This window comes from Massilibacteroides sp., from assembly GCF_028705895.1.
Classification (GTDB): Bacteria; Bacteroidota; Bacteroidia; order Bacteroidales; family Tannerellaceae; genus Massilibacteroides.
In genome coordinates, this window is record NZ_JAQWCQ010000014.1 from 1 (window position 1) to 24,412 (window position 24,412).

Below are 24,412 nucleotides of genomic sequence, written 5' to 3' on the forward strand. Positions count from 1 at the left end.
CTCGGTTGCAAAAAAACCGGATTCTGTCACTGTGTCTTTTGATGTCAACGATAGAAAATCGTCTCCGCATGCATTCAGAATAAAAAGTGCTGAAAAGCAAATAAAAACTTTAAATATTGTTTTCATATTATTATTTTCTTCAGAGTTAAAAACTTAAATTTATTCCGACCATATATGTTCGGGCGATTGGATAGACTCCATCATCGATTCCTGCTTTCAAAGAATTTGAGGTGTTGATTTCCGGATCGAAACCTGAATAATTTGTTATTGTAAACAAGTTTTGTGCACTTACATAAAGTCGGCAGTACGAGAAATACTTTGTTTTAGTAATAAGAGCTTCCGGAATAGTATATCCAAGAGTTATATTTCTTAATCTGAAATAACTACCATCCTCAATAAAGAATGTTGAACTGTTTCCATAATTACCATTGGCATCATTATACATTAATTTAGGAATTTCATTCTTTCCGCTACCCTGAGTCCATCTGTTTAATATTTCACTTGAAGCATTCACTATTCCAGATCCTCCAAAATATTTCATAGGGTAAGTATTTATTTTGTTGGCATTAAATATCTCATTACCTGAAACTCCGGAAAAAGAAAGATTTAAATCGAAATCTTTATAACCTACATCAATGCTTCCACCGTAAATAATGTCCGGCCAGGGACTTCCTATATAAGTTTTATCAGCATCAGACAGAATGCCGTCTTTATTTATATCTCTATATTTGAAGTCACCAGCTTGCGCATTGGGTTGAAATTTTGGATCAATTTCACTGTCCGTTTGATATATCCCGTCAACAATATATCCTTTAAAATAACCAATCTCACGTCCTACTTCTGTATAAGTGGCTGGTAATGATTTGTACCCAGTTACGCTGGCGCCAGTAATAGGTAGTCCAACACCAAGGCTTTTTACCTTATTATCTAAAGTCGATAAATTTCCTGAAATATTCCAAGAAAAATCACCAACAGAACCTGTATAACCTAAGACAAATTCAAATCCTTTGTTTTCTACTGTACCTCCATTGATAGATGGTGCAGATTGGAAACCTGCTTCATAAGAAACTGGTAACGAAACAAGCATATCTTTTGTCGTTTTTACATAGTAATCAACACTCGCTGTGACTTTTCCTCTGAAGAAAGAAGCGTCAATACCTACGTTTGTTTGTTCGCTTGCTTCCCATTTTAAATCTGGATTACCAGGTCTTAAAATTGATGCACCTACGGCTTGACCTTGCGGTATCCCAAAGATGTAATTATCTCCATTATTTCCAATGCGAATTGTACTATAGTAACCAAATGACCCGATATTGTCATTCCCTAATTGACCCCAACTTCCACGCACTTTAAGTGAATTTACAAAAGATACTTCTTGCATGAAGCTCTCTTCGGAGATATTCCAACCAATAGACGTTGCAGGAAACACCCCCCATTTATTATTCGTGCCAAAATTAGATGAACCATCTCGCCTAAGACTTGCGGAGATCATATATCGATCTTTGTAGGAATAGTTTATTCTTCCTAAGTAAGACGCCAATGCGTATTCACCTTTTGTTCCTGTAGAAGTTCTTTCACTTGATTTACTGCCATTGATAACTTGTATCGTTTCATTCAGGAAGTCTTTTCCTGTCGAAGACAATTGATCAGTTGTGTTTTTCTGTGCAGTTTGCCCAACTAAAGCAGTAATACGATGATCATCAAATACTCCTGAATAAGTTAACGTGTTTTCTATAATCCAATTTAAGCCACCATTTCTTCCTTCTGTCAGGGTTGCCTGAAGATTGCGATAATGTCCTCTTTGTACTTTAGGTTCCCATGTAGTGTTTTTGGTGTTGTAAGCGTCAAAACCAATAGATGATTTAAATTTTAGCCCCTTTATGAGTTCAAGTTCTGCAAATGCATTTCCGTAAAGTCGTAAGTTAGACATTCTGTTGTCAATAGATTTTTGCTCTTAATACTGGGTTGTCAGCCTGAGATGTAAAATATTTAGCGGAATCATCTATAACATCGTCTATCCCAAGATTTGGATACATTTGTTGTGCAAGATTAAATATTCCGATTCTCAAGTCGCTATTTCTTTGACCTTTAGCTCCTGTATGTGTAAACGCTAATGTAGAACCGAATTTTAAATAATCATTGGCAACTAAATCGACAGTTAAACGTCCTGTGTATCTTTTATACCAGGTCTCAATAAGTGTACCATCCTGATCTAAATAACCTAAAGACAAAGATGCTTTTGCGTTTTTTGTTCCACCTGAGATGGATAGATCATGATTTTGCATAAATGCATCTTTGAATACAGCATCAATCCAATCTGTCCCTTTTCCTAAAGATTCAGGATTTGCAAATTCTTCAATAGGATCCATTCCTGAGTTTGCGTATAATTCATTCGCTAATGTTGCAAATTGTGTAGCATTTAAGAATTTAGGTTTTTTCCATAATTGTTGTACCCCAACATAAGTATTATAATTAACCTTGGCTAATCCTTCACTTCCTCTTTTTGTTGTTATAATGATAACACCATTTGCGGCTCTTGCTCCGTATATAGCTGCCGCTGCTGCATCTTTAAGGACTTCAATTGATTCTATATCATTCGGGTTAATGATAGAAAGACCACTTACGTTGTCTCCGCTTCCACTAATACTCATGTTGCTACCGCCAATAGGTAATCCATCCACAACATAAAGAGGCTCATTACCTCCTGTAGTACCAACACCACGAATTCTGACAGAAGCGCCTGCACCAGGAGCTCCACTTGATTGATTAATCTGCACGCCTGGAATCTTTCCTTGAATAGAATTAGTGAAAGAATTTGTTGCTACTTTTATGATATCTCCGGATTTGAGAGAAGTCACTGAACCTGTTAATTCTTTCTTTCGTTGTGTACCATAACCTACTACCACTACTTCTTCAAGTATTTGATCATCACCTATAAGAGTAATGTTGAAGACTCTTTGATTTTGAACTTTTAACTCTTGAGTCAAATATCCAATGTATGATACAACAAGTATATCATTTTCTTCTACATTCGAAAGTTCAAAGTTTCCATCAATATCTGTAATGCCGCCATTCGTTGTTCCTTTAATGACGATATTAGCTCCGATAATAACTTCTCCGTTCACATCTTTTATTACACCGGATATTTTATTCCCTGTTTGAGAACTTGAAGAAGATATTAAGTTTTCAATATTTTCCTGCCCATGTTTTTCTTTTGCTCCGACTGAAGTGGAAACACTTAGAAGCAAGAAAAGTACCAATAAGCACATTGACTTAAAATGAGTAAGTAAATAATACTTACTTTTACTCGGACCATTCATTTTGTTCTTTAATTTAAGGTTAATATTTACACTCTCATCAAAGAAGTTTAAGAGACCGCGGATATAAACTTTTTCTTTAATGAAATCAATCTGTTTTCCGAAGAAAAATAATTTAAAAGGTGTTCTCCTGCGTATGAATTTTATCCAATTACGCATAGACAAATGTAGAAGTTCAAAAAGGAGAATATATCACATTTTGCGAATATTAGACCTCATTATGCGTAAATAAAACATTGAAGATCACTTTTGTGAGTCTTATTCTAAATCGAAGAGTGTGTAATCGGCTGAGGGGAAGTCTTTGATTATTTCTTTGGTAATAGTATCGGGAGTGATTACGAATGTGGTGGAAAGGATTTCTGCTTCTATGGGGTTGGCTGTCTTTACTGAAACGATCTTTTTTCTTTCAAGGTAATGGCTGGTGTGAGGATCTATTATATGTTTAGGATGTGTGGGGGTATTGCCGGAAGTGGAAAGGCTACTGTCTTTTAAATTAACAATGTGTAGTGTTTCTTTCGGCTTGTATGGATTCTCTATCCCGATTGGCCAGGTATCTCCATAGGGGTGAGTGCCGATTCCTAAAACTGAGCTGTTCCCAAAGTTTATTAATGCACACTGAATATCATGACGTATTACTATCTGCTTAATTTTAGCTAAGGCATATCCCTTACCTAAAGCTCCCAAATCGAGTTCTGTTTCGTTGGCCGTAAATGCGATTGTTTGGGTTTTAGTATCTAACAGAACTGTATTATAGTCTTTCAGGGTAATGTCAAAATATCCTTTGGTTAGTGTATGATATCGTTTGCAATCAATCAAAAGTTGCCATAATTCATCGCTTACTTTTATCGGTTGCCGGCTTGCCGCTTTATTTATCTTATAAAGTTCACTCTCGGGGTTAAACTTACTGAATAGACTTTCTAAGCGACAAGTTTCTGCAAGTATTTCTTCCCAGCAAGACTCTGCGCTCTCTTGTCGGCTGTCCACTATCAATACATCCAACCTTGTCCCCATCAGTTTTACTGCCCAGCCATGTAGTAAGTTGGCTGCTTTGTTATACGTAAAATGTGAATCGGGGATAGGTTGCATCTGTTTGTGGGATTAGCCTTTCTTTTTGAAAAAAGTCTTTTTAATTAAGGCAAATAGTAATCTGAGAACTAATAATAGTCCGTAGATAGCTATGCTAAGGATAAAAACCCATAAAAGTTGGGTGTACAACTCTTTAAACTCTGTTTTATAAATAATGATGGAGGCAAGATTCAGTAGAAATGTAAAAACGAAGCAAGCTATCCAAATCTTTATTTCTGTCAGTTGCCTTTTAGTTGTTATTGTGATATCTTTCATTGTGCAATAATTCTTACAAGTAGGGAATTACATATTCTTGAGGGAATTCAAGTACTCTTTTTTCTTCCATCGCTTTATTCCCAAGCAATGCTAATATGGATGAATAGTAAGCTTCTTCAACCAGCATAGGCATAGATTTACCGGTAATTACGGCAGTACAAAAAGAGGAAACAAGTTCTAAAGACCCGTCATCAGCGGCTCCGGTTGTATTTGATCCGTCATGCGTTTTTATATGGTCTAATATCGGCTCACCTTTGGTCGTAGATGCTGTTTCCGGTACCCAACTTGGTCCGGCAAAAGAAACATTGTCGAAAATATTATGCTCTATCTGATTAATCAGTTGTTGTATTCCCGGGGCAGGTTTCGGTTCTTCCTTATAAAGAAGACCCTGACTCAATTCTAATGTCCCTTTGTTTCCCAGAATCTGTTCGTCCATCCCGTAATGCTTATTGGAAATGATGGATTCGAAAGTCATTCTCAAACCGTTTGGATAATGATAAATAACGCTGACACTATCAAAAACCTCGCGACCGTCTTTCCAGAAGATAATATCACCAAAACCGGTGATATAATCCGGTAGAGATTTATAGAGCCAGGTTCCCATCTGAAGTTGGTGAGCCCCTAATTCAGTCATCAGTCCACCCGAACTCTCACGATATAGCCTCCAGTTTATTTGTTTTTCTAACGAAGGTTCGGGTACAGGCCTTCTCCAGTCGTTATTTCTGTACCAGAAATTTCTAATATCAACAACCTCTCCGATTTCTCCCTGATGAATAAGTTCCATTGCCTTCAAATACTTCGGATCGAATAACCGTTGTAATCCAATATAAAGAACCTTTCCTGATTCTTTATAAACATCATACATCTCCTTGCATTGTTCGATTGTTCTGGCCATAGCCTTTTCACAAAAGACATGTTTCCCGGCTTTCAATCCTGCTATTGTTATAGGAGCATGTTCATGCAAAGGAGCAGCAATCAGAATACCATCCACGTTTTTATCCGCAATAGCTTCGTGATAATTCTTATACTGCTTCGCCTTGGGACAAAGGGCAGCTGCATTGTCTAAATGCGGTTGATATATATCACACAATGCAACAATTTCCGCATGTTTAATCTTAAGTAAATGATTAATGTGATAAAGCCCTCTCGAGCCTGTTCCGATAATAGCCAAACGAGCTTTTTGTCCTTCAATCAGGTTCTTCTCGTTAGCGTTAGATTGAAAAAAGGGAAAGGAGGATAAGACTAATCCTCCACCACTCAGAATCCCTACATTTTTAATAAAATCTCTACGTGTCAACAAATCTGTATTCATTACTAATAAGTCATTTTTTTCTTTTTAGGCGTCCAAGTTAGAATTTTATATCCATAAAAAGCGAAAAAAATCAGATAAATATAACATGGAATCAAAATCCAGTATGCTTTTTGTAAACTCCAGATATCCGCATAATAGCCGTAGATAATCGGCATAATTGCATTTCCACTTAGCCCCATAATTAATAAAGAAGAACCTACTTTGGTAAATCGGCCTAATCCATGTATTGAAAGTGGCCATATGCCTGCATAAATCAAAGAATTTGGAAGTCCCAATGCACACAAGAACCAAATAGAAAGATTACTTGCGTGTCCGAGAACAACCACTTCTTTATTTACAAGTATTATTGCGATGGAGAAAATCAAGCCCAACGAGCAACAAACTTGTAAAGCTCTTGTTTGCGAAATAAAACGGGGTATAAGAAAAATACCGGCCATATAACCAATGATCGTGGCCGTCAGCGTATAAGAAGGGAAGGTTTTTGCTTCAAATAAGTCCATCCCCATTGATCCGGCGTAACTTATAACGGTGTCGATTGCAACAACCTGCGTGCCAACGTGCAGGAAAAGAGCTACCGCGCCTAAGATCAGATAAGGGAATTGCATTATTGATGTCTTGTGTGTTTCAGAGCCGGTTTCCTTATTTGTCTCTTCCGGATTAATCTCGGGAAGAACGGAGTAACGTATATAAATTCCGAATGCTAAAAGCCCGGCAGACAGAATAGCATAAGGCTTTATCACACGTCTGATCAGTTCATCTAACATCATGTTTTTCGAAACTTCATCTAACGTTCCCGAATCTAAAAGAGTAAACATTTCACTATCTGTGACACGAAGCACAACGGCGGCAAAGATTAATGGAGATATAATACCGGCAAATTTATTACATATCCCCATTATGCTTATTCGCCTTGCTGCACTTTCGATCGGCCCGATAATAGTAATGTACGGATTAGCCGCAGATTGTAGAATGGTAAGTCCCGCTCCGATAACGAATAATCCGGTTAGAAATATCCAATAGGTACGGGCAAGAGCCGCAGGGATAAATAATGCCGCTCCCACCGACATACAGATGAAACCATACATTATACCTCGCTTATAACCGATCTTATTTAACAAATAAGCTGCCGGTATAGACAAACAGAAATAAGCAATATAAAATGCAAAGGCTACGAAATAGGACTCGAAATGAGTCAGCTCACATGCAATTTTGAAATAAGGTATCAGAATCGCATTTACCCACGAAACCAATCCGAAAATAAAAAACATGATTCCGATAATAACAATAGCGGCTATCGTATTTCGTTTACTGCCTAATTGATTTTGCACTGGTTCCATGTAGAGTCTGTATTTGTTTTTATAGTTAGTAATAGCTTAAAAGAGAATATTATAATTTCATTTCCCAGCCTTTTTCATACTCTCTGCTCCAGTATTCGATTGCTTCAGCATCTCGTAGGATACGCCCATTAGCAGGATCAATCCGTAAAGAACGACCTACGCGTTGCGAAATATTACCTAATTGCATGGATAATGTGCTTTTATGACCGGAAACGATATCAGAATTAAGTTGTGCGCTCTTTCTTATTCCGTCAAAGAAATTATTAATATGTAACGCATCTAAGCTTTCTGCCGGATTCATCAGATTACGAGGATCAATGGCTAACTTACTGTTTTGTTCTTTTATTACGTTGTTTTTTTCGTCGAATATTTTATAACTATCACCTCCTGTAATTAACAGACTTCCTTTATCTCCATAGAATAAAGCGCCGACGCTGCTATCTTCTATCGTTCTTCCGTTACAACTACGTCCTTCCCAAGAAATTGATTTGGTATTACCATATTCCAGATTAATAATCTGTGTATCCGGCGTTTCCCAGTCGTCTTTATAATAATAACGTCCGCCTGCAGAATTAACCATCGTCGGATATTCCAGATCCATTCCCCAACGAAGGATATCCACCATATGTGTTCCATTATTAAGAGATTCGGCTGTTCCCCAACGCCAGAACCAATGCCAGTTGTAATGGATATAATTATCTTTAAAGGCTACACGTGGCGCAGGTCCCTGCCATAAATCCCAGTCCAACCATTCGGGAACGGGAACTTCTTTTCCGATACCGATCGACGGTCTGTTATTGGTGTACCAGGCCTTTCCAAAATGCACATTGCCGATTACTCCTTCTTTTATGGACTGAATCCCTTCAATGACATTCGGCCACGAACGCCTTTGATTTCCCATTTGTAACACCCGTTTGTATTTAGCCACACCCTGTATCAATATTTCGCCTTCTTCCGGAGCATAACTACAGGGTTTCTCCAGATATACATGCTTTCCAGCCTGCATCGCTAATAAAGCAGCCGGAGCATGCCAGTGATCGGGAGTCGCAATGACAACAGCATCAATGTCTTTATTCTCTAAAGCCTTTCTGAAATCTTTTTCGCCTTTGGGTTTACTTTTTTGTACTTTGGCTACTTCGTCACAACATTTGGCTATGGCACGATTGTCAACATCGCAGATACAGGAAACTTCGCAACCTTCTTGCTTTGCAAAATTAACGGCTAAAGCTCTACCTCTGGAATTAACACCTATGACGGCAACTCTTATTTTATCGTTTGCGCCTTTTATGTTTGTATAACTTTTGGCACTTACTTCATTTACAAACCCTCCAAGAGAGAGAGTTGATACTCCCAGCGCTGCTGTTTTTATAAAATCACGTCTTGTACTCATGGTAATTATATTTTAATCGTTGGTATTCTGTCTGGTATTATAAATAAGTTACTTCTTCCAATAGACTTGCACTATCCTTGTCCAAAAAAAGAATGGTCTGTTCTTTAGTTCTTAGGATAGAAGCCGGACAACGTTCCGAAATGTCACCATTCAATGTCTCATATACGGCTTTTGCCTTCCCTTTATAGGGTACTATACAATAGATGTAAGGTACGGATAATATTGTTGGGATGGTCAGCGTAAGTGCGTGCGTGGGCACTTTTGATATATCATCAAAACACTTATCATTGACTTGTTGCTGCCTGCACATGTGGTCCAACTCAACGGCCTTAACTACTTCCTGATCCTGGAAGTCGGCAACATGCGGATCATTAAACGCAATATGTCCGTTCTCTCCAATCCCAATACATGCAATATCAATAGGGTATTCTTTTAAAAGAGCTGTATAACGTTTGCATTCCTCGTTTAAAACATTACTCCCATCCAAATAAAACACGTTTCTGAATTTAAGCTGACCAAAAAGTTCTCTTTTCAGAAAATTACCGAATCGTTGAGGGGCGTTTTGTTCTAAACCAATATATTCATCTAAATGAAAAGCATTTACTCTATTCCAATCAATGTCTTTGTAATTCACCAATTGTCTGAAAAACTCTGATTGAGAGGGGGCGGCGGCAAACAATGCGTTGATCGTGTCTTTCTTTTCTAAAAGAGTCTTCATTCTCTCAGCAACCTGTGCTGCAGCAGCAATAGACATCTCTTTTGTTGTCGGGTATATCCTTACGTCCAACTTATCTTTAGTAATAACCATGTTTCTTATTTGTTTTTTGTATAAATTATTTCCCCTCCAACAATTGTATCTTGAACTGCAATGTCAGAACCAAAGATCACTAAATCTGCTTCTTTCCCAACTTCGAGTGTCCCTTTTCTTTTTTCAATGCCTAAAATACGTGCCGGATTCTGAGTCATCATCTTGATTGCTTCCGGTAATGATATGCCTGCCTGAGTAATCATGGTGCGTATTAGCCTGTCAGCTGTTGCAACACTTCCCGCAAAGGCACTTTTGTCCGGTAGTTTAGCCACTCCATCTTCCACGATTACTTTTTGTCCTTTTTCTTTGCTTCCCAATAAATATTCCCCGTCAGGCATTCCGGCAGCTCTCATAGAATCTGTACATAAAGCAATCTTATCGTGTGCTTTAAACTTGCAGACAAATTTTAGTAAGGGTTCGGGAACATGTATTCCGTCTGCAATGATTTCAACAGACATGTCATCGATCAGATAAGCAGCCTCGATCGCCCCCGCATAACGGAAAGCATTGCGACGAGTTATTGTTGACATGCAAGAATAGAGATGAGTTACGTGCGTAAACCCGCAATCGAATGCCTTTACTACTTCCTCGTAAATAGCATTTGTATGTCCAAGCGATACAAGGATATTTCTTCGATGTAGCTCTTTGCCCAATTCCAAAGCCCCTTCTAATTCAGGAGCAATACTCCATCGAACAATATCCTTTCCTCCGAGTTCTAACAACTCATTGTATTCCTCGGGGTGCGGGTTGCGAAGATATTTAGGATCCTGAGCTCCCCGTTGTGCATAAGAAAAATAAGGCCCTTCCAAATGCAATCCCAGAAAAGCAGCTCCCTTTGTGTTTTCTGCTTTTGCTTTTCGGTACACTTCGAGAGTCCTGACCAACTCTTCTTTCGTGCTTGCCAATGTAGTAGGAGTAAGGCTTGTTGTTCCATACCGGGCATGCGTTTGTGCAGCTTTGCAATAAGCTTCAACAGTATTATCCATGAAGTCATGTCCACCTGCACCATGTGTGTGTATGTCGATAAACCCGGGCGAAACATAATTCCCCTTTGCATCTATCTTTCTATCAGATGTCCTGCATTCTACACATTCTCCTTCCCCAATATGGGTAATAATACCTTTGCTACATATAATATATCCCGAATTGATAATCCTGTCAGGAAGAATTAATGTTGCGTTTTCTATGATAAGTCGTTTGTCCAGCATAATGTTCAGATCAGTAACCAGACTTCAAAAATATATGTTTGAGTTTTCTCTACAGGGATAGAATGCGAATGAAAGTTCTCATATGCCGTCAATTTCAGTGAAATCTTTCTTCTCTTTCTTGTATAGTTTTCGGTATTCAGCAGGAGATATCGACTTATATTTACGGAAAATGCGGGAAACATTCTTGTAATCGTCAAATCCTGATTGAATTGCAGCATCCGGCAGGTGAAGATCTGTACTCAAAAGAAGTTTAGTGAAATGATTGATCCGGTGGTCGAGTACGCATTGATAAATCGACGTTCCGATTGTGTCTTTAAAACGTTTCTCAAGAACTCGCCTTGAATAAGGAACAAGATCCACCAGATCATCCACCGAAATAGATTTGTTGAAGTTCTCTTTGATATGATTCAGAATCTTCTGAAGATATTCGTCAGAAACAGCATATTTCTCTGTTGAAGCTCTGTTTTCAATATATAAAGGTTCCACCACAATATTAAAAGCTTCTTTCGTTCCGCATTTAATCGATTGATACAATTGTTTAGCAGCCTGGTATCCTCCATTTTCCACATCTAAAACAATAGAAGAAAGCGTAGGTGAGGAGAGATTGCATAATAGTTCATCATTATCTACTCCGAGTAATGCAATTTCATCCGGAATACTAATATTTGTAATATTACATGTTTCCGATATTTGTAATGCGTAATAATCATCGCAAGCAAAAAGGGCAACAGGTTTGGGTAGAGACTCCAGCCATTTACCGATTTGTTTTGTGTTGAACAACCATTCTTTTGTGTTCGGATTCTTATTCTCCAATATATCACATTGATATCCGGCTTTCTCGATCCGGTCTTTGTAACCCGCTCCTCTTTCTCGTGACCAGATCGCATTTTGGTATCCGTAATAAGCAAAATTCCGGAAACCTTTATTCAGGAAAAAATCGGCAGCCATCACTCCGGTATTGTAATAATCCCCTGTCAGGTTAGATATATACTTACTCCGTTCATGGTAATTCTGTACGATAATAGGAATATCAAGCGTATTAAGCTCTTCCAGATTAATGTCTCTCAACTGGGCAATGATAGCATCCGCTTTCCATTTTTTCGCAAAAGACACTACCGCATCTTCGCCGTGCATCATTTGATAATACACCGGCATTCTCAGGAAAGACCAGGTTCCAACCTCTCTTGAATAGCGGATGATACCCTCTAATAATCGCCTGCTATACCCACTGGAAAAATCTGTAAGAACAAGTATCTTCAACATAATAACTCTTTTCTTTTATCATCGTATTCCTAAACAGACAAGTCGTTTTGTGGCGGAATTCAACATGTCTGGAGCTTGATGACGCTATAAAACTACTATAAAAATAAAAAGAAACATCTACAATAGACTTGTTTTGCTCCGGTCTTTAACATATTCCATATAGAAAACTTTATTTATGTGATATTACTTATTGAAATGTATTCCGTAAAAACGTCAGAAATTGCGAATATCGAAAAGAAATAGGGTTGTAGTTGTTGAAAACGAAAAAGAACCTTGCGCTGTTTGTTTTTTTGTTCTTCTAATCGTTGATCGATTAGAAAACAGCTGCTGAGATAGAATGAAAAAAGAATATATGTTGTTTGTAAAGCCACTTATATGTTGTTCTGGAGGTCTATCTTTGCTTATATAAATTCATAATAGTAAAATAAATAGTTCATAATTGAGTTTTATCACTAGTTGACTTAAATCAGGGGAAAGAAACAGGAATTACGTGAGTAATGCCTGTTTTTGTTTTTATGTACATACGAATTCTCGTTCGTTGTCTTTATCTTTGTTCTTTTCTTTATTCTAATTATATACAACAGGGATTTAAGTTTAAGACCAAATATTCATAATGATGAAATTAAAAGACAAAACTTTTGCAGGGCTGCTTGGCGTTGCCTTATGTGGTGGATTTGTATTGAGTGGACTGACTTCATGCAAACAAGAAGCAGTTATTGAGAATACGCCCAATTTTACACAATATGTAGATCCTTACATCGGAACAGGAGATCATGGCCATGTTTTCTTAGGAGCTAACGTACCTTTTGGTGCCGTACAATTAGGCCCGTCTAATATTACTCAGGGATGGGACTGGTGTTCTGGTTATCATATTACTGATTCTACGATTCTGGGTTTTGCTCATACGCATTTGAGCGGAACAGGTATTGGCGATTTAGGAGATATTGTTTTTATGCCTCTGACCGGAGATCCGGTTCTGAAAAGAGGAGTACCCGGTGATCAATCATCGGGATTATATTCTTTATTCAGAAGAGAAACCGAAAAAGTAAAACCGGGGTATTATGCCGTACACCTTGACCGTTATGATGTAGATGTAGAATTAACAGCAACCAAACGTGTAGGTTTCCATAAATATACCTATCAGCCTGCTTCGGCTGCTGATCCGAGATTGGTTATAGATCTGACTGCCGGTATTGGTTGGGATACCCCGATGGAAGGTCATTTAGTTCAGGAAAATGATTCTGTAGTTTCGGGCTATCGTTTTTCTAAAGGTTGGGCGAATGATCAACGCATCTATTTTTCTGCCGTTTTTTCTGAACCGATAACTTCCTTCGCTGTTTATGATACAACGTCGGTTCAGGAAGGAAACAGTATTACTGCACGCAGAGCTTATGGTGTGATTAAGTTTGCCGCTGCAGATGAACCCAAAGAGGTATATGCCAAAGTGGCTGTCTCTCCTGTAAGTGTTGCCGGAGCTAAAGCAAATCTCGCGGCTGAACTTCCGGGTTGGAATTTTGAAGAAACAATTGTGGCCGCCGATAAAGCCTGGAACGAAGAATTGAGCAAGGTTCAGGTTACATCGAATGATGCTTCGGTTATGCGTACTTTCTATACGGCGTTGTACCATACAATGATTGCACCTTCTGAATTCTGTGATGTAGATGGTTCTTATTTCGGTACGGATAAGGTAGTGCATGCAAATGATGGATTTAAGAATTATACTACTTTTTCTCTTTGGGATACTTACCGTGCGGCTCACCCATTGATGACCATTATTCATCCGGAAAAAATGCCGGACATAATCAATACAATGCTTCATATCTACAAACAACAAGGAAAACTCCCTGTATGGCATCTTATGGCAAACGAGACCGATTGTATGGTCGGTAATCCGGGCATTCCTGTTGTAGCTGATGCGTATCTGAAAGGTTTCGGTGGTTTTGACAAGGATCTGGCATATGAAGCGATGAAAACATCGGCTTTATTGGATGAAAGAGGATTGGACTACTATAAAGAGTTAGGCTATATTCCTTATGACAAGCAAAACGAGTCGGTTGCAAAAGGACTTGAATATGCCTTAGCCGACTGGGCATTAGCACAGGTGGCAAAAGAACGAGATGAGACAGAAGACTATAATTACTTCCTGTTGAGGAGTAATTCTTTTGTGTATTATTTTGATTCAAGTATAAACTTTGTGAGAGGAATCGATTCAAAAGGAAATTTCAGATCAGAGCCTCTTGATCCATTTAAATCCGTTCACCGTATAAATGATTATACAGAAGGAAATGCCTGGCAATATACCTGGTTAGTTCCACAAAATGTACAAGACCTGATTGACTTGTTCGGCAGTGAAGAGAAATTTATTTCCAAATTGGATTCACTCTTTATTGTACAGGGAGATATGGGAGACGAAGCGTCTCCGGATATCAGCGGATTGATTGGGCAGTATGCACATGGAAATGAACCGAGCCATCACGTGCTGTATCTTTATCCCTATGTAGGTCAGCCTTGGAAAACAGCAGATAGAGTACGTGAAACAATGACAACACTTTACCATGATGCTCCGGCAGGACTATGCGGAAATGAAGATGTCGGTCAGATGTCGGCTTGGTATGTTCTCTCTGCCCTTGGCTTTTATCAGGTTGCGCCTGCAGGAGGTGTTTATGTCTTTGGTAGTCCTATCGTAAATGAAGCAGTTATAAAGGTCGGTTCCGGCAAGACGTTTACGGTAAAAGCAAATAACAATAGTGCAGACAATAAATACATCCAGAGCGTAACGCTTAACGGACAACCATATAGTAAATCCTATATCGACTTTAAGGATATTACCGCAGGAGGCGAATTAATTTTCGATATGGGAAACACCCCATCTGAAACATTTGGTGTTGCCCCTGAAGATCGTCCGCAGACGGTACAATAAAGTCAGCTTTGAAGCCTTTAAATTTTCATGGAATTTAAGGGTGAAAAAATATAAAGGTTATTTTCGGAAATATAAAGGATGTTTTTGCAAAAATATCCTTTATATTTTTTCATATATTAGTATGCGTATTTTTTCTTTGATTTTCAATCTTTATTTTCGAGGGCTGTTTGGGTGAATTTTACAGCCCCTTTTTTCATGTCGTAGATGCCTCCGATAATGTCTATATCTCCTTTTTCCTTCATCTCTTTTAGTATGCTGCTTTTGTCTAAGATTTCCCGGATGGAGAGTTGTACATTACAAAGGCAAACTTTATCCATGAATAATTCGTTTTTTGATGTTTGTTCTCCTTCGAAGTCTTGTTTGGCCAAGGCTACGGCGGGACGAATTTTGTTTAGCAGCTGAGTTATATTACCCATTTCAAGATTGTCTATCGTAGATTTTATGGCACTGCAGTATTCATGCCCTAAGACAAGGATTAGTTTTGCTCCTGATACTTTACAGGCGATTTCCAGACTTCCCAATATATCATCATTTACGATATTTCCGGCAACACGGGCTACAAATAAATCGCCGATTCCACAGTGGAAAATATCTTCCACAGGAACTCGGGAATCAAGACAGGATAACACAACAGCCATAGGGTATTGCCCTAAAGACGCATTTCGTATCCTCCCGGAGTTGTTACGGACAGTTAAATGGTCTCTGACGAAGTCTTGATTCCCTTTTTTGAGAATGTCTAATACTAAGTGTGGGGTAAGTTTTGCTTGCTCTTCAGCAGTCAGGACATGGCCTGAGAGAATATCCTTTTTAGGGATGTGTTCCATTCTGTTTCCTTTTAAATTACTTACAGAAAACATTTAAAAAGAAAAGATTGTTCGGAGAAAACAACACGAAGATGATAAAACAGTATTTTTGTTAAATGAATGTAGATAGTTTGATTTTTAGATAACTTTCAGTTTATTTGTAGTGTTATATAGTATATAATCGTAAAAAGAGAAAAGGTATGAAAAAGTGTATAGGTTTTCTTTTGGCAATGTTGTTGTTGAGTGTCGCTTCGGCGTCTGCTCAGATAGCATTTGGGGTGAAAGGAGGGCTGAATATATCAAAAGTTCATTTTAATAGTGATCTGATTGATAGTGATAATCTTACCGGATTCCAGATTGGTCCTATGATGGAATTTATTGCTCCTGCAGCTGGTGTAGGGATGGATGTTGCATTGATTTATTCGCAGAAAGGACTTGAACTTAAATCAGAAAATTTAAAAACCGATTATTTAGATATTCCGGTTAACCTGAAATGGAAGTTTGGTCTTCCTGTATTTAAAGGTTATGTGTCAGCGGGGCCTTACGCTTCGTTCCGAATCGGTGGTGATAAGGTGTGGAAAGTAGTTGACCAACAAATCAAAGCTAAAAACTTTGGTGCAGGCCTGAATTTTGGTGCAGGTGTTGAGGTGATTAAGCATTTACAGGTTGGTGTGAATTATGATTTGGGACTGACGAATAATTACAGCGCAGGAATCGGACTTTCTGATGCCGATAAAGCTGCGGGAAAATTAAGAGGCTGGTCTGTTACGGCTGCTATTTTATTCTGACCGTATAAAAGATAAGGAAAAGGCCGGACTCGTATAGTCCGGCCTTTTTTTGTTACTTTTGGCAGTATAAAATGTGAGTGTATGACTTATGCCGATGTAATACTTCCTCTTTCCTTAGAGAATAGCTATACGTACCGTGTTCCGGAAGATTTGGAGAAATCCATAGCTCCGGGTTGTCGTGTAATTGTTCATTTCGGGAAGAAACGTTATTATACAGCTATTGTGATTCATGTGCATCAACGAGAACCGGACTCATCTTATGAAATAAAAACGATTCATAGTCTGTTAGACGTTACTCCGATATTACGCCGCCCGCAATTAAAGTTCTGGCAATGGATTGCTTCTTATTATTTATGCAAATTAGGAGATGTCTATAAAGCGGCTTTACCTGCCGGATTAAAGCTGGAGAGCGAAACTGTTATTATGCTGAACGACGCTTTCGAAGCAAAGCTACCCTTACGGGCCAGTGAAGGAAAGGTGTTGGATGCTTTACGAGTGGGAGAGAAGTTGACCATTTCCGATTTGGAAAAACGAACAGGAGTACGCAATGTGCTGCCTGTCTTGTCTTCTCTGTTATCTCTTGGGGCTATTGAAGTAAATGAAGAATTAAAACGTGGCTTTACACCTAAGATGCAAACCTTTATTCGCTTGGCGGAGGGGTTTAAAACTGAAGAACGATTGCATGAGGCTTTTACTGATCTAAAACGTGCAAAGAAACAGGAAGAACTTCTGATCACTTATTTAGAATTGAGCCATGCCTTGAATCCGGCTTTATTTAAGGAGGTTTCTCAAAAAGAATTAGTAGAAAGTGCCGATGCAAAACTAACTACCTTAAAGGAATTGTTTAAAAAGGGGATTCTCGAAGGTTACGAAAAAGAAATCGGCCGATTGCAAGTGCCTGTTTGTCGTTTGAAACCTCCAAAAGTTTTAACTGAGGCGCAACTTACTGCCTATAATGCAATCCACAGCAACTTTGAAACCCATGATGTCTGTCTTCTTTACGGAGCAACATCGAGCGGGAAAACAGAAATACATATTCATCTGATTGAGGAAGTGATGAAGATGGGAAGACAAGCCCTTTACCTGCTTCCTGAGATAGCGATAACAACTCAAATCACAGAACGATTAGCCGCTCATTTTGGCGACCGTTTGCTGGTTTATCATTCTCGCTTTTCTGACAACGAACGTGTGGAAGTCTGGAATAAACTCTTATACGCGAATGAGCCTTTGTTGATAGTCGGAGTACGTTCGTCGTTGTTTTTGCCGTTTAAAGATTTAGGGCTGATTATCGTTGATGAGGAACATGAAAATTCTTACAAACAACAAGATCCCTCTCCTCGCTATAATGCTCGTAATGCATCTATCGTCTTAGCCAATATGCACGGAGCAAAAACTCTTTTAGCATCAGCTAGCCCGTCGATTGACTCCTATTATAATGCTTTGACTGCAAAATATGGTTTGGTGGAACTTCCGACGCGCTATTCCAATACCCCTTCACCGGAAATTATTCCGGTTGACCTTAAGGAACTCAAACGCAAAAAGAAGATGAAGAAAGAGGCTTTGTTCTCTCCTTTGTTAATTGAAAAAATGGAACAAGCGCTGGCAAAAAAAGAACAAGTTATTTTATTTCAGAATCGGCGTGGGTTTGCTCCCTTAGTAGAATGTAAAGATTGTGGTTATGTTCCCCATTGTTTGAATTGCGATGTAAGTCTTACCTATCACAAACGACAGGGACGATTGGTCTGTCATTATTGTGGTTATTCTATCCATCTCAAAGAAGAATGTCCGGAATGTAAAGGAACGGATATACGGATGATGGGTTTTGGAACAGAAAAAGTGGAGGAAGAAATCGCCTCGTTGTTTCCCGCTGCCAAAACAGACCGTTTGGACTTTGATACGACGCGAACAAAAACGGCCTATGAACGTATATTGGCTGATTTCGATTCGGGAAAGACACAAATACTGATCGGAACGCAGATGATTTCAAAAGGGTTGGATTTCGCAAATGTGAGTGTGGTTGGAATTATCAATGCCGACAGCCTGATGAATTTCCCCGACTTTCGGGCGCATGAACGTGCTTATCAACTGATGGCGCAGGTCAGTGGACGAGCCGGACGACGAGAAACACCGGGAATGGTCGTACTGCAAACTTCCCAACCAGAACACCCACTCATCCGAATGGTCATGCGGTCGGCCTACAAAGAGATGGTAAAACTGCAATTAAGTGAACGAAGCATGTTTAAATACCCACCTTACTATCGCTTGATTACTCTTGTTTTACGTAGCAGAAATGAAACCGCATTACGGGAATGTGCGACACTCTATGCAGACAAACTGCGTTTACTATTTGGCGATCGGGTCTTAGGCCCGGTTATTCCCGTTGTAACCCGCGTTCAGACACTTTACCTGCGAAATATCGTATTAAAGATAGAAATAGCAGCCTCAATAGCCTCAACACGAGAGTTGTTGGAAAAAGTTTATACAGAGATGCAATCGGTCCCTTCTTTCAGACAGATCATTTTTCATTATGATGTTGACCCGGTATAACCTGATTTTTATTAATATTGTAAGTTAATTCACTCACTTATATTATAATACGAAAATTTGTTATGAAAAAGAACTATCTGCTAATCCTGTTTTCAATTTTAGTTTTCCAAATGAATGGACAAACGCCTGCTATGATGTACGGAGATACAACGAGAGTAGGAGTTCCTTATTCAAAAGATCCGCATGTGGTTAAGTTTAAAGGGCGCTATTTAATGTATCATTCGTTACCTCCTCAAAATTGGGATACGCAGAATAGTGGATGGATAATCGGAGTGGCAGAAAGCAATGATTTGGTGAATTGGCAGAAAGTTGGGGAAATTACTCCTCAGCCGGGATTAGATTATGAGAAAAAAGGGATGTGTGCTCCCGGCGCTTTGGTCAGAGACGGAAAAGTACACCTCTTTTATCAAACCTATGGCAACGGGAAAAAAGATGCCATCTGTCATGCTGTTTCAGAAGACGGAGTGAATTTTAAAAGAAACCCGACTAATCCGATCTTTAATCCGACCGGTGACTGGACATGCGGACGGGCTATCGATGCTGAAGTCTGCCAGTTTAAAGACAAATACTTCCTTTATTTTGCTACGAGGGATAAGGATTTTAAAATACAAATGCAAGGAGTGGCTATTGCTCCTGAAACAACTGATTTTAATAAGGAAGATTGGGCGCAGGCAACAAACAAACCTATTTTATCTCCCGAATTACCTTGGGAAGGCGAATGTGTGGAAGGAGCATCTATTGTGGAAAAAAAAGGAAGATTAGTTATGTTTTATGCCGGAGCATATAATAACAAACCGCAACAGATCGGAATAGCAGAAAGTAAAGACGGTATTGTCTGGGCTCGTCTTTCAAACGAACCATTTTTACGTAACGGAAAACCGGGAGAATGGAATTCAAGTGAATCCGGTCATCCGCATATCTTTGCTGATTCTGACGGAAGAACTTACCTGTTTTATCAGGGTAATAATGATAACGGAAAGACATGGTTTCTGACTCAACAAGAAGTTGTCTGGAAAGATGGAAAGCCGGTTTTAAAACGCTGATAATAAATCTGAAGTTCATATTGCTTTATGGACTCTTTTCCCTGAAAAATATAAAATATTATATCTAAACTAAATAACTAATATGAAAAGACGAAATTTCTTTAAAGCTGTAGCAGCGGGAGGCTTGAGTACTGCTTTTGCTCCGGTAATTAAAGCCGTTCCGGCAGAGAACCCGATAAAAACGTCCGACAAGCCTGAAACAAATATTGCAGAGGCAATGGCTGTGCCGCGAACGAAAGATTCTATGCCGGGATTATTTCCTGGAAACGTTGTGCGTGTAAATCATCCGAATTGTGTGATAGATGGTAAACCTTCTGATGAGGCTGCCTATGAAATGCTTAAAAGCTCCATGTTGGCACTGACGGGAAAGAAATCCCTGAAAAAAGCCTGGAGGATGTTTGTAGGGCCGAAAGATATTATTGGACTGAAAGTAAACCCTGTGGCGGGAAAGTTATTGACTACCTCTCATGCTGTAACCGGAGCTATTGTGCGTCAACTTGAGGAGGCAGGTATTCCGCGTAAAAATATGGTGATATGGGATAGGCGAGAGATGCAGTTGCACGAAACAGGCTATACGGAAGAAAACTATCCGGGGATTCGTATTACAGGTACAGAATGTCAGGATGCGGAAGGGGGCTTCTATGCGGAAAATGGTAAACTTTACAGTGATGACCGTGTTGACAAGTCCCAGTTCTTATTTGCAGACGTTGAAGGAGAATACGATGCCTATACGATGCCCTATATGGTGAATGGAGGAGTTAATTCCTACTTTACCCGAATCTGTACAGAAGAAGTGTCTAAGATTATCAATGTTCCTATTTTGAAAAATGCCGGATCGGCGGTGACTCTATGTATGAAGAATCTGGCTTTCGGGGCAATCTCCAATACCGGTCGTTTACATCAAAACCTCTGGCATGAGACTTGCGCTTATGCCTGTGCCTTTCCTCCGCTTCGGGATAAAGTGGTGTTGAATATCGTTGACGGACTGCGTGGTTGTTTTGATGGAGGTCCGGCTGCTAATCCACAATTTATATGTAATTATAATACCATGTTGGTCGGATCTGACCCGGTGGCTGTAGATCGTGTGGGGCATGATATTGTTATTAAAAAGCGAGTTGACGAAGAGATACAGAAGGAAGACAAGCCAACCTCATTACGCTTTATGCAATTAGCCGAAGAACTCAAATTAGGTGTTGCGGATATAAATAAAATAGACTTAAAAGAAATCAACCTGTAAAATGAAGTACTGCTTATATCTGCTTTCTTTCTTTTTAATGCTGCCTTTATGTAGTAAGGCGGAAGATATTACAGTGAAGAGAGAGCGTGTTTTTACAGGAACCGGTTTGTATGGTTTTATGAACGGAGGTGCAGATTTGTTCTTAGAATATGGAGTGCAGAAGTTGACTACCCGTGATCTTGTATATCTTGATGAAGAATATATTTTGGATATTTACGAAATGCCTACGCCTGAAGATGCTTTTGGTATTTATTCTGTTCATACGTTCAAATGTATTGAGGCGGACAGGGGAGAGGGGATAAACTGTCTTTCTGCATATCAGTTGCAATGTGTGATAGGTAATCAATATGTGTCTTTGGTATTTACATCTGGTTCAGACAAGGCTAAAGCAAATGCGGATCAGGTGATGGCTTTTTTTACGGCTGACTTAAATAAGGATGAGGTGTCCTTTCCGGAACAGATAGCAATACCGAAACCCTATTCGGGAGTTGTTAAATTCCTGCGGGGACAGATCTCTCTTTCCGCCGCTTGTCTTTCATTAGCAACCTTATTAAAAGAAATTCCCTATACATGTGTATGGCTCTTACCTTCAGAAGAACAAGATGAGAAATACGCTCTTATTTGTTTCGATAATAAGGAAAAAGTAACTGAAACAGGTAAAAAAATGGAGAAAAAGGATGTGTTAAGTAAAGGTGAAGACTGGCTTTATGTACGGATTCGCGAAGATAAACAAATAGAAGAAGATTACGGGCCGTTTGGTTTTTGAAGAAAAATATTTTCTATTTTTGCTTTTGGTTGACAAAACGAAGTTTAAAAAGAAAATATGATGACAAAAACAAACTCTGCTCCAGGTAAAGCTACCTTGTTAATATATTCGCCAGACCGTTCGGGTTTAGTGGCTGCCGTAACAGATTTCATAAGTGTAAATCGTGGCAATATTCTTTATTTAGAACAACATGTTGATAGACATGAAGGTATATTTTTTATGCGTGTTGAATGGGATTTGACCGATTTCCTTATACCGCAAGAAAAGATCGGGGAATACTTTCAGACACTCTATGCACAGCAATACGAGATGACATTCCGTTTGTACTTTAGCGATTATAGGCCGCGAATGGCTGTCTTTGTTTCTAAAATGTCTCATTGCCTGTTTGATATTCTTGCACGCTATACTGCGGGTGAGTGGAAAGTGGATTTGCCGGTAATTATCAGTAATCACGAAGATTTGCGATGGGTGGCTGATAAATTTGGAATCGAATACTACGTGTTCGATATGAAAAAAGGGCAGAAAGAAGAGGTGGAAGCTGCTCAGATGGCATTGCTAAAAGAGAAGAAAATCGACTTTATCGTACTTGCACGTTATATGCAAATCATTTCCGAAAACTTTATCAAATCATATCCTAACCGTATCATTAATATTCACCATTCATTCCTGCCTGCTTTCGTCGGAGCCAAGCCTTATCATGCTGCTTACGAGAGAGGGGTAAAGATAATTGGTGCTACGAGTCATTATGTGACAACCGAATTGGATGCCGGACCGATTATAGAACAAGACGTAACCCGCATTACGCACAAGAATTCAGTTGAAGATCTTATTCAGAAAGGAAAAGACTTGGAAAAGATCGTTCTTTCCCGTGCAATAGAGAACCATATTAACCGAAGGATTCTGGTTTATAAAAACAAAACAGTCGTGTTTTCTTAAACTTACAGTTTTCCCAATTCGGTTCCCTGACGGATGCGGTCAGCCATACCAATTCCGCCTTTGATGTTGCCTGCTAAATGGAGACCGGGATAGAGGCGTTCGATTGTTTCGATCGTTTTAAACCGTTCTCCGCTATTGAGTTCATACTGTGGAATAGCACGGGGATGACGAAAGATATGAAGCATATCCGGTTTTGTCCCCTTCGGAAATTTAAGCATATCGTGAAGTTCACGTTCAATAAGGGCTTTCAATTCGCCGTCGGTCAATTCTGTTAAGTCTTTGTGGTTTACACCACCGATAAAAAAGGAAAACAAAGCTCCTTTTTCCGGTGCTCTACCCGGGAAACAGGCGGAGGGATAAAGAATGCCTAATACGTTTTTCTTTTCACAAGATGGAACTAATCCGCCAAAACCATTGAACTGTAATTTTCCCGTGTCCTTGATTCCGACCGACACTTGTACGATAGGGGCATACTTCAGGTTACTGATCTTTTGTATATCTTCTTTTAGAATGAAAGGTAGGAGAGCAGGCAGACTGTAAGCCCCAACAGTTGTAATTATCTTGTCGGCCTGTATTCTTTGATTGCCATTTTCGTCTGCATAAACGACCTCCCACCCTGTATTTCCTGGCTTTATCTGTATGTCTGCTGCAGATAAGATAATATGATCCTCTCCGATTCGCTTCGTTAATGCTGCCGATAATTCACCCAAACCTCCTTCGGCAGAAAAAACTTGTTTGGTGGCCAAGCGGTCACGATCCGTTTTGGGTAGCTTCGCTTTGGCTATTGTCCCGCGGATAAACCCTCCGTATTGTTGTTCTAAATTATAGAGCTTAGGAAGTGCATAACGGGTCACTAATTTCATCGGATCTCCGGCATAAACTCCCGAAAGAAATGGATCTACTGCATAGTTAAGGTAAGATTTACCTAATCTTCGACGAGCAAGTTCACCAACCGATTCATCGGGATCCGTACCTTTTGCACGAAACGGTTCTCCAAGAATCCGGAATTTATCCGTAAAAGAGAATAAAGGAGTAAACAAGGCTGAGAACAACCCGGATGGCAGTTCCCTGAAATGATCCCCTTTCCATATATAACGACGCTTAGCCTCTTCACGGGCTGTCTGCAATTTGCAATCAGGAGTTAATGCAGCAAATAACTCGGCCACTTCCGGATAAGAAATAACTCCGGTGTTCGGTCCGCTTTCATACGTAAAACCATCTTTCTGATAAGTATGTATTTGTCCGCCTGTACGATTTGAACGCTCAAGGAGTAAAACATTCTTTCCTCTTTGTTTTAAATAAAAAGCCGCGGTCAACCCGGTTAGCCCGGCACCGACAATCACTACATCAACCTGCCTTACATGCATCTCTTTCTGTCTATATGTTTATGCAAATT

Annotated in this window: 18 protein-coding genes; 7 read left to right on the top strand and 11 right to left on the bottom strand. The window is 39.3% G+C overall.

The window, feature by feature from the left end; genetic code table 11:
- Positions 1-145: 145 nt before the first annotated feature.
- The 9 genes from PHT93_RS05385 to PHT93_RS05425 all read right to left on the bottom strand — a co-directional run bounded on the left by PHT93_RS05385 (position 146) and on the right by PHT93_RS05425 (position 11,976).
- Positions 146-1,930 carry a SusC/RagA family TonB-linked outer membrane protein gene (locus tag PHT93_RS05385; RefSeq protein ID WP_300240420.1) on the bottom strand — a complete coding sequence of 595 codons (1,785 nt, stop codon included), beginning with the start codon at positions 1,928-1,930 and terminating at the stop codon, positions 146-148.
- 7 nt (positions 1,931-1,937) lie between these two features.
- The gene (locus PHT93_RS05390) at positions 1,938-3,476 is read right to left on the bottom strand and encodes a SusC/RagA family TonB-linked outer membrane protein (protein ID WP_300240422.1); all 1,539 of its coding nucleotides are present in this window, start codon (positions 3,474-3,476) and stop codon (positions 1,938-1,940) included.
- A 99-nt stretch (positions 3,477-3,575) separates the two neighbouring features.
- Positions 3,576-4,403, bottom strand: coding sequence for an FAD:protein FMN transferase (locus PHT93_RS05395; RefSeq protein ID WP_300240424.1), 828 nt, complete (start codon positions 4,401-4,403; stop codon positions 3,576-3,578).
- 268 nt (positions 4,404-4,671) lie between these two features.
- A complete protein-coding gene (locus PHT93_RS05400) occupies positions 4,672-5,970 on the bottom strand; it encodes a Gfo/Idh/MocA family oxidoreductase (protein WP_300240426.1) in 1,299 nt (432 codons plus the stop codon).
- A gap of 2 nt (positions 5,971-5,972) precedes the next feature.
- The gene (locus PHT93_RS05405) at positions 5,973-7,307 is read right to left on the bottom strand and encodes a sugar MFS transporter (protein ID WP_300240428.1); all 1,335 of its coding nucleotides are present in this window, start codon (positions 7,305-7,307) and stop codon (positions 5,973-5,975) included.
- A gap of 49 nt (positions 7,308-7,356) precedes the next feature.
- Positions 7,357-8,697 (bottom strand): Gfo/Idh/MocA family oxidoreductase, encoded by a 1,341-nt coding sequence (locus tag PHT93_RS05410; RefSeq protein ID WP_300240430.1) that lies wholly within the window; start codon positions 8,695-8,697, stop codon positions 7,357-7,359.
- 37 nt (positions 8,698-8,734) lie between these two features.
- On the bottom strand, positions 8,735-9,505 hold the full coding sequence (locus PHT93_RS05415; RefSeq protein ID WP_300240432.1) for a glucosamine-6-phosphate deaminase: 771 nt from the start codon (positions 9,503-9,505) through the stop codon (positions 8,735-8,737).
- A gap of 5 nt (positions 9,506-9,510) precedes the next feature.
- Complete coding sequence (gene nagA, locus PHT93_RS05420) at positions 9,511-10,713, bottom strand: N-acetylglucosamine-6-phosphate deacetylase (RefSeq protein WP_300240434.1); 1,203 nt, start codon at positions 10,711-10,713, stop codon at positions 9,511-9,513.
- A gap of 78 nt (positions 10,714-10,791) precedes the next feature.
- Positions 10,792-11,976 carry a DNA-binding transcriptional regulator gene (locus tag PHT93_RS05425; protein WP_300240436.1) on the bottom strand — a complete coding sequence of 395 codons (1,185 nt, stop codon included), beginning with the start codon at positions 11,974-11,976 and terminating at the stop codon, positions 10,792-10,794.
- A gap of 616 nt (positions 11,977-12,592) precedes the next feature.
- Between PHT93_RS05425 and PHT93_RS05430 the strand changes: the two genes are divergently transcribed.
- Complete coding sequence (locus PHT93_RS05430) at positions 12,593-14,896, top strand: GH92 family glycosyl hydrolase (RefSeq protein WP_300240513.1); 2,304 nt, start codon at positions 12,593-12,595, stop codon at positions 14,894-14,896.
- A gap of 143 nt (positions 14,897-15,039) precedes the next feature.
- Here PHT93_RS05430 and PHT93_RS05435 read toward each other — a convergent pair whose 3' ends face one another.
- Positions 15,040-15,720 carry a carbonic anhydrase family protein gene (locus PHT93_RS05435; protein ID WP_300240438.1) on the bottom strand — a complete coding sequence of 227 codons (681 nt, stop codon included), beginning with the start codon at positions 15,718-15,720 and terminating at the stop codon, positions 15,040-15,042.
- A gap of 179 nt (positions 15,721-15,899) precedes the next feature.
- Here PHT93_RS05435 and PHT93_RS05440 point away from each other — a divergent pair, with 179 nt between their 5' ends.
- The 6 genes from PHT93_RS05440 to purU all read left to right on the top strand — a co-directional run bounded on the left by PHT93_RS05440 (position 15,900) and on the right by purU (position 23,016).
- Complete coding sequence (locus PHT93_RS05440; RefSeq protein WP_300240440.1) at positions 15,900-16,487, top strand: porin family protein; 588 nt, start codon at positions 15,900-15,902, stop codon at positions 16,485-16,487.
- Positions 16,488-16,568: 81 nt separating this feature from the next.
- Positions 16,569-19,034 carry a primosomal protein N' gene (gene priA / locus PHT93_RS05445; protein ID WP_300240442.1) on the top strand — a complete coding sequence of 822 codons (2,466 nt, stop codon included), beginning with the start codon at positions 16,569-16,571 and terminating at the stop codon, positions 19,032-19,034.
- A gap of 62 nt (positions 19,035-19,096) precedes the next feature.
- On the top strand, positions 19,097-20,077 hold the full coding sequence (locus tag PHT93_RS05450) for a family 43 glycosylhydrolase (RefSeq protein ID WP_300240444.1): 981 nt from the start codon (positions 19,097-19,099) through the stop codon (positions 20,075-20,077).
- 82 nt (positions 20,078-20,159) lie between these two features.
- The gene (locus PHT93_RS05455) at positions 20,160-21,314 is read left to right on the top strand and encodes a DUF362 domain-containing protein (RefSeq protein WP_300240446.1); all 1,155 of its coding nucleotides are present in this window, start codon (positions 20,160-20,162) and stop codon (positions 21,312-21,314) included.
- Between the two features lies 1 nt (position 21,315).
- On the top strand, positions 21,316-22,080 hold the full coding sequence (locus PHT93_RS05460; RefSeq protein ID WP_300240448.1) for a DUF6599 family protein: 765 nt from the start codon (positions 21,316-21,318) through the stop codon (positions 22,078-22,080).
- Between the two features lie 60 nt (positions 22,081-22,140).
- Complete coding sequence (gene purU, locus PHT93_RS05465; protein WP_300240516.1) at positions 22,141-23,016, top strand: formyltetrahydrofolate deformylase; 876 nt, start codon at positions 22,141-22,143, stop codon at positions 23,014-23,016.
- A gap of 2 nt (positions 23,017-23,018) precedes the next feature.
- On the opposite strand, the gene hemG is transcribed toward purU, so the two are convergent.
- The gene (gene hemG / locus PHT93_RS05470; RefSeq protein ID WP_300240450.1) at positions 23,019-24,383 is read right to left on the bottom strand and encodes a protoporphyrinogen oxidase; all 1,365 of its coding nucleotides are present in this window, start codon (positions 24,381-24,383) and stop codon (positions 23,019-23,021) included.
- Between the last annotated feature and the right edge of the window lie 29 nt (positions 24,384-24,412).

Excerpts from the sequence above, each read along its gene's own strand:
- PHT93_RS05385 (WP_300240420.1), bottom strand. The coding sequence starts at position 1,930 with ATGTCTAACTTACGACTTTACGGAAATGCATTTGCAGAACTTGAACTC.
- PHT93_RS05390 (WP_300240422.1), bottom strand. The coding sequence starts at position 3,476 with ATGCGTAATTGGATAAAATTCATACGCAGGAGAACACCTTTTAAATTA.
- PHT93_RS05395 (WP_300240424.1), bottom strand. The coding sequence starts at position 4,403 with ATGCAACCTATCCCCGATTCACATTTTACGTATAACAAAGCAGCCAAC.
- PHT93_RS05400 (WP_300240426.1), bottom strand. The coding sequence starts at position 5,970 with ATGAATACAGATTTGTTGACACGTAGAGATTTTATTAAAAATGTAGGG.
- PHT93_RS05405 (WP_300240428.1), bottom strand. The coding sequence starts at position 7,307 with ATGGAACCAGTGCAAAATCAATTAGGCAGTAAACGAAATACGATAGCC.
- PHT93_RS05410 (WP_300240430.1), bottom strand. The coding sequence starts at position 8,697 with ATGAGTACAAGACGTGATTTTATAAAAACAGCAGCGCTGGGAGTATCA.
- PHT93_RS05415 (WP_300240432.1), bottom strand. The coding sequence starts at position 9,505 with ATGGTTATTACTAAAGATAAGTTGGACGTAAGGATATACCCGACAACA.
- nagA (WP_300240434.1), bottom strand. The coding sequence starts at position 10,713 with ATGCTGGACAAACGACTTATCATAGAAAACGCAACATTAATTCTTCCT.
- PHT93_RS05425 (WP_300240436.1), bottom strand. The coding sequence starts at position 11,976 with ATGTTGAAGATACTTGTTCTTACAGATTTTTCCAGTGGGTATAGCAGG.
- PHT93_RS05430 (WP_300240513.1), top strand. The coding sequence starts at position 12,593 with ATGAAATTAAAAGACAAAACTTTTGCAGGGCTGCTTGGCGTTGCCTTA.
- PHT93_RS05435 (WP_300240438.1), bottom strand. The coding sequence starts at position 15,720 with ATGGAACACATCCCTAAAAAGGATATTCTCTCAGGCCATGTCCTGACT.
- PHT93_RS05440 (WP_300240440.1), top strand. The coding sequence starts at position 15,900 with ATGAAAAAGTGTATAGGTTTTCTTTTGGCAATGTTGTTGTTGAGTGTC.
- priA (WP_300240442.1), top strand. The coding sequence starts at position 16,569 with ATGACTTATGCCGATGTAATACTTCCTCTTTCCTTAGAGAATAGCTAT.
- PHT93_RS05450 (WP_300240444.1), top strand. The coding sequence starts at position 19,097 with ATGAAAAAGAACTATCTGCTAATCCTGTTTTCAATTTTAGTTTTCCAA.
- PHT93_RS05455 (WP_300240446.1), top strand. The coding sequence starts at position 20,160 with ATGAAAAGACGAAATTTCTTTAAAGCTGTAGCAGCGGGAGGCTTGAGT.
- PHT93_RS05460 (WP_300240448.1), top strand. The coding sequence starts at position 21,316 with ATGAAGTACTGCTTATATCTGCTTTCTTTCTTTTTAATGCTGCCTTTA.
- purU (WP_300240516.1), top strand. The coding sequence starts at position 22,141 with ATGACAAAAACAAACTCTGCTCCAGGTAAAGCTACCTTGTTAATATAT.
- hemG (WP_300240450.1), bottom strand. The coding sequence starts at position 24,383 with ATGCATGTAAGGCAGGTTGATGTAGTGATTGTCGGTGCCGGGCTAACC.